We start from the raw sequence: 12,335 nt of genomic DNA on the forward strand, positions 1-12,335 counted from the left end.
TAAACGCGGCGGCGTCGTGAGTGGTGGCGCTACTCACTGCCAGGAAGCAACGAGTTTGTCGGCGTTGTCTCGCATGACCTGAGCATAATCTTCCTTCTCATCGAGCTGCGTCTCAAGATTGTCAAGTTCCTCCGCCTTCGCGCCCGTGCGGCTCGCGAGCGCCTCAGCGACGGCGGGGGTCGCCGAGGTCTCGAAGAAGACGGTCGTCAGCTTCTCCTTCTTGACGAGATCAGCGAGCTCGAGCAGACGTTCGGTCGAGGGCTCGTTTTCAGGGTCAATGCCCGCGATGCCGATTTGATGAAGGTCGTAGGTCTTTGCGAGGTAGGCGAACGCGGTGTGGCTCGTGATAAAAGCCTTCTCTCGCGTCACGGAGTCGTACTTTTCGTGGAGTTCTTCGTCGAGTTTCGTGAGCTCCTTTTCGAGCGATTCGTAGTTCTTCGCGTAGTCCTTGGCGTGATCTGCGTCGATCTCGGAGAGAGTGTCGGCGAGTACCTTTGCCGCCTTGATCATGCGGTGCGGGTCCTGCCAAAAGTGCGGGTCGATGCCGCCGTGATCGTGATGATGTTCGTGGCCACCGTGCTCGTGATCATGCTCGTCAGAGTGCTCATCGTGTTCGTGTTCGTGTTCGTGTTCGTGCTCGCCGCCGCCGTCACTCGCCTCATGCTCGTGATCGTGTTCGTGTTCATGCTCGTGAGCATGCTCATCGCCGTGTTCGTGCTCGTGCTCCTCACCGCTTGCGGGCAGAATGTCCACAAACTCGTTGAGGTTCAGAAGCTTCTTCGGCTTGTGAGCCTTGATGGCATCGTCGACGGCTGTTTGGTAGTGCTCGATCTGCACCACGAGGTCAGCATCGGCCATTTGCGCAACCTGCTGCACCGAGAGCTCGAGGCCGTGAGGGTCGATGCCCGGCTTCACCGGGTTGATGATTGAGACGTGCTTTCCGCCAATCTTCTCGGCGAGGTACTGGGTGGGGTAGCAGGTGATCATGACCGAAACATCGCCGGAACCCGAGGAGGCGTCGGACCCCTTTGCACCACCCGACGTGCCGCCACACCCGGCAAGAACTGCCGCAAGCGAAAGCCCGCCGCCGAGCGTGAACGCGCGGCGAGAAATGGGGGAAGGCATGCCTGAAAGTGAGCGTGAATCATTCATGAGAACTATTATCAATGATTGTTGTGGTGTGCGGCAAATCTTCACCTACCCGCGTGCAAGAAGGATCAACCTTTCGGCGGTTTCTGGTTAGGGTGGAACAAAGCACGCAAGTCATGCGTGCCCATCGTTCCAAGGAGATCTCGTGGCGAAGCCCCAACCGTCGAAGCTCGATAACGTCATCGCCCTCGCGAAGAAGCGCGGATTCGTGTTCCCCGCCGGCGATATTTACGGCGGCACGCGTTCGGCGTGGGACTACGGCCCCCTCGGTGTTGAGCTCAAGGAGAACATTAAACGCCAGTGGTGGCGCACGTTCGTGACTTCGCGCGCCGACATGGTGGGCCTCGACTCCTCGATCATCCTGCCTACTCGCGTATGGGAGGCCTCGGGGCACGTCAAGACCTTCACGGACCCGCTCATCGAATGCCGCAGCTGCCACAACCGCTTCCGCGAGGATCACCTCGTGGAGGAGTTCGAGGAACGCAAGGGGCGTAAAGCCGAGGGCATGAGCGAAATCCCATGCCCGAACTGTGGCACCAAGGGCGAGTACACCGAGCCCCAGCAGTTCTCAGGCCTCATGAAGACCTACCTCGGCGCAGTCGATAACGAGGAAGGCCTGCACTACCTCCGCCCCGAAACAGCGCAGGGCATTTTCGTCAACTTCCTCAACGTCGTCACCGCTGCGCGCGTGAAGCCGCCTTTCGGCATCGGCCAGGTCGGCAAGTCCTTCCGCAACGAGATCACTCCGGGCAACTTCATTTTCCGCACCCGCGAATTCGAACAGATGGAGATCGAGTTCTTCACCCAGCCCGAGCGTGCCGGCGAATTTTTCGACGAGTGGGTCGAGGCATGCGAGAAATGGTTTTTCGATCTCGGTATCAAACCCGAAAACATCCGTCGCTTTGATGTTCCGGAAGAGGAGCGTGCCCACTATTCGGATGCCACCATCGACCTCGAGTACCGCTTTGGTTTCCAGGGCAGCGAATGGGGCGAACTCATGGGCGTCGCTAACCGTACTGACTTCGACCTCGCAAGCCACACGGAAGCTTCGGGCACGAAGATGCAGTACTTCGACCAGGCAAGCGGCGAACGCTACACCCCCTACGTCATCGAGCCGTCGTTTGGCCTTACGCGTTCGATGATGGCGTTCCTTATTGACGCCTACGAAGAAGACGAGGCTCCCAACACCAAGGGCGGAGTCGATAAGCGCACCGTTCTCAAACTTGATCCGCGCATCGCGCCAGTCAAGGTCGCCGTGCTTCCGCTATCCAAGAGTGAGGACCTTCAGCCCACCGCGCACAACCTTGCCTCGGAGCTTCGCGGGCTGTGGAACATCGAGATGGACCTCTCTGGTGCGATCGGTCGACGCTACCGTCGCCAGGATGAAATTGGCACGCCTTACTGTGTCACGGTCGACTTCGACACGCTCGACGATCAGGCCGTGACCGTGCGCGATCGAGACACCATGGCGCAAGAGCGCGTAGCCCTCACCCAGATCAAGGGCTACCTCGCCGAGCGCCTTGCGGGATGCTAGGGAGCCGCTTTCGCGCATGAGCCGTTCCCTCACGATTGGTCCTCACACGAGCGACACTCCCGTGGTTCTCGCCCCGATGGCGGGCGTGACGAACATGCCGTTTCGTCTCCTGTGCCGCGAGTTCGGCGCGCTTCACTCGGAAAACGACGGTGGGTTTTTCGTCTCCGAAATGGTGACGAGCCGCGCGATCGTCGAACGCCACCCGGAAACAATGCGTCTCGTGACGATGGGGGAGCGGGAGACGCCTCGCTCGGTTCAGCTATACGGCGTTGATCCCGCGACCATCGCCGCTTCGATTCGCGTGCTGCGCGAGCTTGATCTCGTTGACCACATCGACCTCAATTTCGGTTGCCCCGTTCCTAAGGTCACCCGCAAGGGCGGCGGTGCGGTGCTTCCGTGGAAGACGGAACTGTTCACCCGTATCGTGACCGAGGCCGTGAAGGCCGCCGAGGACGTCCCCGTGACGGTCAAGACCCGGATGGGAGTCGATGACTCGCACCTCACCTATCTCGACGCGGGACGCATCGCGGAAGAGGCCGGTGCTGCGGCGATCGCGCTCCACGGGCGCACGGCCAATCAGCACTATTCGGGGCATGCTAGGTGGGACGCGATCGCGGAGTTGAAGCAAGCGGTCACGAGCATTCCGGTGCTCGGAAACGGGGATATCTGGAGCGCTGAAGACGCTTTGCGTATGGTCGAGCAGACGGGGTGTGACGGCGTGGTCGTCGGCCGAGGCTGCCAGGGGCGGCCGTGGCTCTTCGCCGATCTTGCCGCGGGATTCGCCGGCAAACCTGATCGAGTGAAACCGACACTCGGGGAGGTTGCCCAGGTGCTCATTCGCCACGCCGAACTTCTGATCGAGTTCTTTGAGGACGAAGGCCGAGGCGTGCGTGACCTGCGCAAGCATGTCGGCTGGTACTTCAAGGGATACCCGGTGGGTGGCAAAGCACGGCACGCCCTTGCGACCATGGAATCGCTCGAGGACCTCAAGGAGAAGCTTGCTGGTCTCGACTGGGACGCACCGTACCCGGGTGAGCCGGTTGAAGGCCCCCGCGGGCGGGCAGGGCACCCGAAACGCACCCACATGCCCGACGGCTGGCTCGATTCGCGCGAGATCTCAGAAGAGCACCGCGCTCGTTTGCACGAGGCGGAACTTTCCGTCTCGGGAGGTTGAGACGTGCCACCACACATTCCTGCCCCGTACCATTCGCGCGACATTGAGCGTTTTTTCGCGGAGCCACCGAAGTCCCAGGCACGCACGCCGTTTCAACGCGATCGCGCGCGAGTGCTGCACTCGTCGGCGCTCAGGCGCCTCGGTGCAAAGACCCAGGTGCTCGGGGCTGGCTCGAACGATTTTTCCCGCACCCGGCTGACCCACTCGCTCGAGGTCGCACAAGTGGGCCGCGATATCGCCCATGAACTCGGCTGCGACCCCGATATCGTGGACGCCGCGTGCCTCTCACACGACCTGGGGCACCCGCCGTTTGGGCACAACGGCGAGCGGGTGCTCAATGAACTCGCGCGTGACATCGGCGGATTTGAGGGGAACGCTCAAACACTTCGCCTGCTCGCGAGGCTCGAACCGAAGGTCCTTGGTGGCGAAAAGAGCTACGGCCTCAACCTCACGCGGGCGGCGCTCGATGCAGCGATCAAATACCCGTGGCGGCGCGGTGAAGGGCCGAATCCCAACTCGCCTAAGTTCGGGGTCTATGAGGATGATCTGCCCGTGTATGAGTGGGCGCGCGAAGGCGCGCCCGAGCACCGTAAGTGCCTCGAGGCACAGGTCATGGATATTGCTGACGATATCGCCTATTCGGTGCACGATATCGAGGACGCGATAACGGGCGGAACCATCACGCTGCGCGCACTGAAAGACCCGCAAGAGCGCGAAGCTGCGCTCTATGTTGTCCAGGACTGGTACACCCCGCATCTCGAAATTAGTGACCTTGATGTCGCCCTCACGCGGCTCGAAAACGAAACGGTGTGGCAGTGGGAGCATTCGGGCGATCCGTTCTCCGCGGCGGCATTGAAGGACATGTGCTCTCAGCTCATCGGTCGCTTCGTGGGATCGGTTGTCGAGGCGACTCGTCAGGCACACGGGCAGCACGCACTCGCACGCTTCGAAGGAAGCGTCGTGATTCCCGAGGACACCGAGCGAGAGATCTGCGTTCTCAAAGGTCTCGCGGCCGCATACGTCATGTCGAGCAGGGCTCAGCAGGGCGTGTATGCCCTCCAGGAGCAGATCCTTACGGATCTCTTTGCGCTCTTTCGCCGCACGGGAGCGGCGCACCTGGATCCCATCTTTACCGTGCTGTACGAGCGGGCGAACACGCTTCAGGAGCGCGAGCGAGTTATCGTGGATCAGATCGCGTCGCTCACCGATGTCTCCGCAGTGCGACTGCACTCCGAGTTCTTCTCTGGCGCCTACTCGGATGCATTGGCGGGCGATGTGCCACTTCCCGGGTTCGGCCCGGAAATCCCGTTTAACTGAGCGAGGAAGGTGCGCGTGAAAGGCCTCATCAAACGCGAGGACATCGTGGCTGTGCGCGAGCGCGCGAACCTCGAAGAGATCGTCTCCGAGCACGTCTCCCTCAGGAGCGCGGGCCTAGGTTCGATGAAGGGCCTGTGCCCTTTCCACGACGAAAAAACGCCCTCGTTCAACATTCGTCCCGCGATCGGCCGCTACCACTGCTTCGGCTGCGGCGAGGGCGGAGACGTGATCGAATTCGTCCAAAAAATCAACCACATGAGCTTCACCGAAGCAGTCGAATACTTGGCGTCGCGCTACGGTATCCATTTGCGATATGAAGAATCCTCTTCCCGCGCTGATCGCGATTCCGGGCCGCGCACGGATTTCGGCACCCGACAGCGTTTGCTCGCCGCGCACGAGGTCGCGGAGGCGTTCTTCCGTGAACATCTGACGAGCCCCGAGGCGGAGATCGGCCGCAGGTTCCTCGCTGAACGTGACTTCGGCCCTCGCGCCGCCGCGCACTTTGGCATCGGCTTCGCTCCTCAGGGCTGGGACAATCTCGCGAAGCATTTGCGTGGGCGCGGATTTACGGAAAAGGAACTGACACTGAGCGGGCTTGTTTCTGAGGGGCAGCGCGGCGTGTACGACCGATTCCGCGGCCGCCTCGTGTGGCCGATTCGGGATGTGACGGGCAAGACGATCGGCTTTGGAGCGCGGCGCCTTTTTGACGACGACAAGGGCCCGAAGTACCTCAACACACCCGAGACCCCCATCTACAAGAAATCGCAGGTTCTCTACGGTCTCGACCTTGCGCGCAAAAACATTTCCTCGAAACGCCAGGTGGTCGTCATGGAGGGCTACACCGACGTGATGGCAGCCCACGCAGCCGGTATTGACACCGCCGTCGCCTCGTGCGGAACCGCCTTCGGCTCCGAGCACGTTACCCTCGTGCGCCGGATTATGGGCGACACTTCTGCGCTCAGCTCGCTGAGCCTTGCCAGCGGTAGCGGAACGTTCGCGGGGGCCGGGGGAGAAGTCATCTTCACGTTCGATGGCGACGAAGCGGGGCAAAACGCGGCTCTCAAAGCATTCCGCGAAGACCAACGCTTCGTTGCCCAAACGTATGTCGCCGTCGATCCCCAGGGGATGGACCCGTGCGACATTCGCGTCAAGCGCGGTGAGGAAGCGCTCAAAGACGTCATTGCTGCCCGCATTCCCATGTTCGAGTTCGCTATTCGAGCAGCGCTGCGTTCCGTCGACCTCGACACCGCCGAAGGCCAGATCGCCGGCCTGCGAATGGCCGCCCCTGTCGTTGCACAGATCAGAGATCACGCGCTTCGCCCCGAATACGCGCGCAGGCTCTCCGGGTGGCTCGGCCTCGACGAACGAACCGTTCAACGGGCGGTTCAGGACGCCGGCAAGGCGGTATATGAGCAGCGCAGGATCGCGCAGCAAGCGTCGGAACACCCCCCGGAGAGCCCCGGCGCGGGCGGTTCCGACGCCACCCACGCACCCACCGATGCCGAACCCCTCCTGTCGCCCATCCGCCTGCGAGATATAACGCAGACGCACGACCCGATCGAGACGGCCGAAGTGCAGGCACTGTCCCTCCTGCTTCAAGCGCCCTCATGCGTCAGTATCGAGGATGTGCATGCGCTGCCCGACGAGCCATTTCGCACGGTGACCCTGCAGAGCGTGTGGGACTGCGTGATTGCGACCGGCCTCTTCGAGGAAGCGGCGCACAAGAACGTGAGCGTGCGCGCGTTTGTCGAAGCGGTCATGGAAATTGCAGGCGATTCCTTGCGCCCGCTCATCGGCGACCTTGCCTCCTACCCGCTTCCCGCGCGCGATGAGCAGCAACTGAACCGTCTGGGGCCCGCGCTCATACGCCGACTGCAACAGCTGAGCTTCACGCACGACATTTCCGAGCTGCGTCGCAAACTCGGTAGGCTCACCCCCGATCGCGACGCCGAGGAGTACCGGGCGACCATGAATGCCCTTCAAGAGGCGCAGCAAAAACTCCGCGCCCTCAAAGACTAGAGGCACGCGGAGTTTTTGAAAACGGTCCGTCAGCCGACGAGGTGAAGGCGGCGCGGTTCCTCACCGCTCGCGGCCACGCGGAATGCCTCGAGCTCGCGATCCCACGCCTCGCCAAGAGCCTTGCCGATCTCCTGTTCGATGCGCGCGGCGTCGCCGGCACCAGAGGCAATGCAAAAACGAATACGGTCTTCGGTTAGCGTGACGTTGCCCGCCGCATCGATCGCGGCGTGATGGATGCCGAGCGAGGGTGTATACATCCACCGCGCACCCTCTTCGCCGCCTCCCGGCTCTTGCGTAACTTCGAAGCGCACGCTGTCCCAGCCGCGCAGCGCGGTCGCGAGGCGTGCACCAAGGCCTTCGGGTCCGGTCCAGTTGATCGCCATGCGTAGCTGCGAGGGATCACTTTCGTGGCGATGCCACTTCACGCGTACGGGCACACCGAGAACTCCGCTGACGGCCCATTCAAGATGAGGTGCGAGGGCACGCGGCACGGAGTGGATTGTGAGGGTTCCACGAGCCATGGGCTTACCTTTCGTATCAATCGAAACGTCTTCCCCACGATTCGCGTTGATACTTGCGGTGGCCAAGCTCGGGCCTTACGACAGTTTAGAGGTTTGCGCGGATAGCCCGCAACGCCTTCTTCTTCTCGCTCTTCTCGAGACCGTCGATATAAAGCGCACCGTCGAGGTGACCCACCTCGTGCTGGATCAAGCGCGCGACAATTCCATCGCCCTCGAGCACGACTTTGTTTCCGTCAAGGTCAATGCCCTCGCACGCCGCCTTCGCGGCGCGTTCGCGCGGAAACCACAGGTCCGGAACCGAAAGGCAGCCTTCGTCACCGCCCTGCTTTTCCTCAGAAAGGTAGGTGATGACCGGATTCAGGATGTAGCCGAGCTCACCGTCGATGTTCCAGGAGAACGCGCGCAAGCTCACCCCGATTTGATTCGCGGCAAGACCGGCGCGCCCCTCCTCGTTGACGTTCTCCAGGAGATCCTCGACAAGGCCGCGAACGCCAGGGGTGATGTCCTTAATCGGATCGCACTCGGTGCGCAGAACCGGGTCGCCAACAATGCGAATGTCGCGCTTGGCCATTACTTCTCCTCCTCGTGCGATGCAGCCGCGCCAGCGGAATGTGCATCGGTAATCGTGTGGCGCACTTCGGCCCCAGGAACGACAGTGCGCTGAATCGTGCACGCCGCATCAATGACGCGATCGATGACGGCGGCGAGCTTTTCCCGCTCTCGCTCCTCAAGACCGGAGAGATCCAGCTGAATCGTCTCGTCAATCTCATGGTAGCGGTCGTCCTTTTCGTCGGACGTACCGTGCGCGTAAAGTCGCGCCGCAAAGTCCTCGCCGAGGCGCCGCGCAACCGAATGATCCATCGACATTCCCGCGCACCCAATCAGAGCGAGCTTCAAAAGCTCCCCGGGGCTGACGCGGCCTTCTTCGAGACCAATGGGGATCTCCACACCCGACTGAGTGTGACCCACGTACTGGCGAGTGGCGACTCGATCGACCCAGACGCTGCCCGGTCCGAAATCCTCGGGCCGCTCAAATGACTCGGGCGAGTGAACACTCATGGATACCTTCCTCCAGGCCTGGGGGCTCAACGCCACCGTGAAAAGTGAAGGCCCCGGGTTTCCCCGGGGCCTTCTGTTGCTCCCCCAATTGGACTTGAACCAATAACCCTTCGATTAACAGTCGAATGCTCTGCCGATTGAGCTATGGGGGATCGACTCGAAATACATTAGCAGCGCCCCGGCCTATCTCGCCAATTCAGAGGCCCAATTTGGCGCAGATGTGCCAAAGGCCACGCTCATGGCGCTCGGGCCGCGTCAACTTTTCTTCCGAGGCATGAACCGGCGATAATGGAACCCATACGCGGGCCCGTAGCTCAGTCGGTTAGAGCACCGGACTCATAATCCGTCGGTCGCGGGTTCAAGCCCCGCCGGGCCTACCATATGCCTAGGTCACACCGTGTTTTTGGGCCTATTTTCGTTCTAGTTTTTCACGGACAAAGTGGCGATTTCCCGTTTATTGTCCGTTTTGGTTTAGCCTGCAATGCTTCTAGGGCGCTGTGTGGGTCTCAGCGTCGTCGCGACCTTTCGGTGTGGGCCCGTCCGGCAGAGGCGCCCGCTGGGGCTTCAGCTGAGGTTTGGGGTATCAACGCCATATTGGCCCAATTATGTACAGTCCACCAAAGCTGTCATGGAGACTGGTGACTCGACTCTCGTCGCCGATCTCGCAGCTATAGTCGCGGTCAAGCAGTGAGGTTATCGCCGATAGCGGGTAAGCTCGCGGCCAAGCTCTGGTGCAGAGCAAACGGGGCCCGACAACCGTCGGACCCCGTTGCGCTTTACTCGTGAGTTCTCGTTACGCGCTTGCGAACACGACTGACATGTCGTGGCCGCCAAAGCCGAAGGCGTTGTTGATAGCGGCGATGTCCCCACTTGGGAGTTCGCGCGGCTGGCCGTTGGCGATGTCCATCGTGACGCCTTCATCGAGATTTTCGATGTTGATGGTCGGTGGCGCCAGGCGGTTGTGGAGGGCAAGGATCGTGAAGATAGATTCGACAGCGCCCGCGCCGCCGAGGAGGTGACCGGTCATCGACTTCGTCGAGGTGACGACGACCTGATCGGTCTCGCCTTCGAGAGCGATCGAAATGGACTCAAGTTCGTTGAGGTCGCCGAGCGGGGTGGAGGTGCCGTGCGCGTTGACGTGAACGACGTCGCGTGCGGCAAGGCCGGCGTCGGTGAGCGATTCGCGGATCGCACGCGCCTGGCCTTCGGTGCTCGGTGCCGAAATGTGGTGGGCATCGGATGCCATGCCGCGGCCGGCGAGGTAGGCGTAGATGTGGGCGCCGCGTGCCTTCGCGTGCTCCTCGGTTTCGATCACCATGATGCCTGCGCCCTCGCCTAGAACGAAACCGTCGCGATCACGGTCGTAGGGGCGGGAGGCTGTCTCTGGGGAGTCCGTGCGGGTCGAGAGCGCACGGATATTGGCGAAGCCGGCAAGGGGGAGCGGGTGCACGCAGCCCTCGGTGCCGCCGACGATTGCGATGTCTGCGCGGCCGCTGCGAATGAAGTCAAGGCCGTGCGCGAGTGCTTCAGCGCCCGAGGCGCACGCCGAGACGGGAGTGTGGGCACCAGCCTTCGCCCCGAATTCAATTTCGATATGCGCGGCCGCGGAATTCGCCATGAGCATGGGGACCGTGAACGGATTCACGCGGCGCGCGCCGCGCTCTTTCACGGTGTCCCACTGGTCGAGGATTGTCCACACGCCACCGATTCCGGTACCGACCACAACGCCAAGGCGCAGAGGATCGACCTCGGGGTTGCCCGCGTCCTTCCAGGCCTCACGTGCGGCAATCATCGCGTACTGGCCGTTGGGGTCGAGCTTTTTGGCTTCTGGCTTCGACAGGTAGTCGAGGGGATCGCCCGCAACCGTGCACGCAAAGTCGACGGCGAGTCCGTAGCGCTCGGCCCAATCGTTCTCGAGTGTGTGGGCGGTCGATTGTCCCGCAAGGGCGGCGTTCCAGGAGCTTTCAATGTCGACTCCAAGCGGGTTGAACGTGCCTAGGCCGGTAACAACTACGCGAGGGCTCTCGCTCATGGGTTCTCCTTGCGGGCGTGATGGAAAAGGGCGAAAAGATTAAAGTGCGCGCTCGCCGCTAATGGGCGAGCGCGCATCGGTAACAATCAGGCCTGAGCGTTCTGGATGAACTTGACGGCGTCGCCAACGGTCACGAGGTTCTTGACCTCTTCGTCGGGGATGCGCACGTCGAACTTCTCCTCAGCGTTCACGACGATGGTCATCATCGAGATCGAGTCGATGTCGAGGTCGTCGGTGAAGGACTTATCGAGCTGAACGTCAGCGGTTTCAACACCGGTTTCCTCGTTTACGATCTCGGCGAGGCCAGCGAGGATGTCTTCTTCGGTGTGTGCCATGAGGCTCTCCTTTGTGCTTTACGAATTAAATCAGCGGCATAAGCCTACAGGCATAAACCTGAAGGTTCTGGTTCCGACGGTTGCAAGTTTGACGTGTGTCTCGCTTTGCTCGATCGTGGCTTGTTCTGCGCTCGTGCGCATGAGACCGTCCCGCGGGGTAGGTCCGGACCGGGCAAGCGCAGCACAACCTACGGCAAGACGACGATCTGGCAAGCGTAGGCGAGGCCAGCGCCGAAACCTATCTGCACGCACACGTCGCCAGATTTCGCTTGGCCTTCTTCGAGGAGCCGGTGCACGGCGAGCGGAACCGATGCCGCCGACGTATTACCCGTGTCGGCAATGTCGCGGCCGATCACTACGCTTTCCGGAAGCTTCAGCTGCTTTGCGAGCTCGTCAATGATGCGCATGTTCGCCTGGTGGGGAACGAACACGTCGATGTCATCGACGGTTAGCCCCGCCTCGTCGAGCGCTTTGCGGACGATTTCGGCGGTGTGCCATACCGCCCACCGGAAGACGGTGCGCCCATCTTGTTCGAGGGTCGGGAAACCGAGTTCGGGGTTGTCCCGGTACTCGAGCAGCGAGTGGGTCATGCGGATCGTGTCCCAGTTCTCGCCGTCGCTACCCCAAATGGTGGGGCCGATCTTTGGTTCGTCGCTCGCGGATACGATCGCGGCGCCCGCCCCATCTCCGAGGAGGAACGAGATCGAACGGTCGGTGGGGGAGATGAGGTCTGAGAGCTTCTCTGCACCCACGATGAGCACGTTCGTTGCGGCGCTCGAGCGCACGAGGGCGTCGGCTTGTCCGACCGCGTAGCAGAAGCCTGCACACGCCGCCGAAATGTCGTAGGCGACTGCATCTTCAATCCCGAGTCGGGCCGCGAGGAGGGTTGCGGCCGAAGGCGTTTGATATTCAAACGAAATCGTCGAGACGATGACCGCGTCAATGGCCGAAGCGTCGAGCCCGGACTTGTCGATTGCTTCCCGCGAGGCCTCTTCGGCGAGGTCGATGACGTGAATGCCTTCGCTCGCGCGCTTGCGGGTCACAATGCCCGTGCGGCGGCGGATCCATTCGTCGGACGAGTCGATAGGGCCTGCGATGTCATCGTTCGTGACAACGAGGTCGCCGCGTGCGGCGCCGTAGGCGAGAATCTGTGAGCCCGCAACGGGCTTCGAGGGGCGAAGAGTGACCACCGAAC

The 12,335-nt window shown here is 61.7% G+C and carries 11 protein-coding genes and 2 tRNA genes; 5 read left to right on the forward strand and 8 right to left on the reverse strand.

Annotated elements, in window-relative coordinates:
• Positions 1–33: 33 nt before the first annotated feature.
• On the reverse strand, positions 34–1,152 hold the full coding sequence (locus tag HMPREF3157_RS07545; protein ID WP_083288113.1) for a metal ABC transporter substrate-binding protein: 1,119 nt from the start codon (positions 1,150–1,152) through the stop codon (positions 34–36).
• 142 nt (positions 1,153–1,294) lie between these two features.
• On the opposite strand from HMPREF3157_RS07545, the gene HMPREF3157_RS07550 reads away from it, so the two are divergent.
• From HMPREF3157_RS07550 to dnaG, 4 genes are read left to right on the forward strand one after another with little or no spacing between them, the layout of a single operon-like run.
• Positions 1,295–2,683: a glycine--tRNA ligase gene (locus tag HMPREF3157_RS07550; protein WP_070436019.1), complete on the forward strand. Its 1,389-nt coding sequence runs from the start codon at positions 1,295–1,297 to the stop codon at positions 2,681–2,683.
• A gap of 16 nt (positions 2,684–2,699) precedes the next feature.
• Complete coding sequence (gene dusB / locus HMPREF3157_RS07555; protein ID WP_016664476.1) at positions 2,700–3,857, forward strand: tRNA dihydrouridine synthase DusB; 1,158 nt, start codon at positions 2,700–2,702, stop codon at positions 3,855–3,857.
• Positions 3,858–3,860: 3 nt separating this feature from the next.
• Positions 3,861–5,174: a deoxyguanosinetriphosphate triphosphohydrolase gene (locus HMPREF3157_RS07560; RefSeq protein WP_034373020.1), complete on the forward strand. Its 1,314-nt coding sequence runs from the start codon at positions 3,861–3,863 to the stop codon at positions 5,172–5,174.
• A gap of 15 nt (positions 5,175–5,189) precedes the next feature.
• The gene (gene dnaG, locus HMPREF3157_RS07565) at positions 5,190–7,193 is read left to right on the forward strand and encodes a DNA primase (RefSeq protein ID WP_034373023.1); all 2,004 of its coding nucleotides are present in this window, start codon (positions 5,190–5,192) and stop codon (positions 7,191–7,193) included.
• A gap of 29 nt (positions 7,194–7,222) precedes the next feature.
• Here dnaG and HMPREF3157_RS07570 read toward each other — a convergent pair whose 3' ends face one another.
• From HMPREF3157_RS07570 to HMPREF3157_RS07585, 4 genes are all read right to left on the reverse strand, one after another.
• Positions 7,223–7,714 carry a DUF3145 family protein gene (locus tag HMPREF3157_RS07570; protein ID WP_070436258.1) on the reverse strand — a complete coding sequence of 164 codons (492 nt, stop codon included), beginning with the start codon at positions 7,712–7,714 and terminating at the stop codon, positions 7,223–7,225.
• 85 nt (positions 7,715–7,799) lie between these two features.
• The gene (locus tag HMPREF3157_RS07575) at positions 7,800–8,285 is read right to left on the reverse strand and encodes a peptide deformylase (protein WP_016664480.1); all 486 of its coding nucleotides are present in this window, start codon (positions 8,283–8,285) and stop codon (positions 7,800–7,802) included.
• Entirely contained in the window at positions 8,285–8,773 is a 489-nt protein-coding gene (locus HMPREF3157_RS07580; RefSeq protein WP_016664481.1) for an OsmC family protein, read from the reverse strand. The genes HMPREF3157_RS07575 and HMPREF3157_RS07580 overlap by 1 nt, the downstream gene beginning before the upstream one ends.
• Before the next feature lie 79 nt (positions 8,774–8,852).
• Positions 8,853–8,925 (reverse strand) — tRNA-Asn (locus HMPREF3157_RS07585).
• A 151-nt stretch (positions 8,926–9,076) separates the two neighbouring features.
• On the opposite strand from HMPREF3157_RS07585, the gene HMPREF3157_RS07590 reads away from it, so the two are divergent.
• Positions 9,077–9,153: transfer RNA gene (locus HMPREF3157_RS07590), tRNA-Ile, on the forward strand.
• A 413-nt stretch (positions 9,154–9,566) separates the two neighbouring features.
• Here the strand turns inward: HMPREF3157_RS07590 and HMPREF3157_RS07595 are convergent.
• From HMPREF3157_RS07595 to HMPREF3157_RS07605, 3 genes are all read right to left on the reverse strand, one after another.
• Entirely contained in the window at positions 9,567–10,805 is a 1,239-nt protein-coding gene (locus HMPREF3157_RS07595) for a beta-ketoacyl-[acyl-carrier-protein] synthase family protein (protein WP_070436020.1), read from the reverse strand.
• A gap of 86 nt (positions 10,806–10,891) precedes the next feature.
• Entirely contained in the window at positions 10,892–11,140 is a 249-nt protein-coding gene (locus HMPREF3157_RS07600; protein ID WP_016664495.1) for an acyl carrier protein, read from the reverse strand.
• A gap of 188 nt (positions 11,141–11,328) precedes the next feature.
• Positions 11,329–12,330, reverse strand: a complete 1,002-nt coding sequence (locus HMPREF3157_RS07605) for a beta-ketoacyl-ACP synthase III (RefSeq protein ID WP_070436021.1) — start codon at positions 12,328–12,330, stop codon at positions 11,329–11,331.
• Positions 12,331–12,335: the final 5 nt, after the last annotated feature.

Source organism: Dermabacter sp. HMSC06F07, from assembly GCF_001807345.1.
Lineage (GTDB): Bacteria > Actinomycetota > Actinomycetes > Actinomycetales > Dermabacteraceae > Dermabacter > Dermabacter hominis.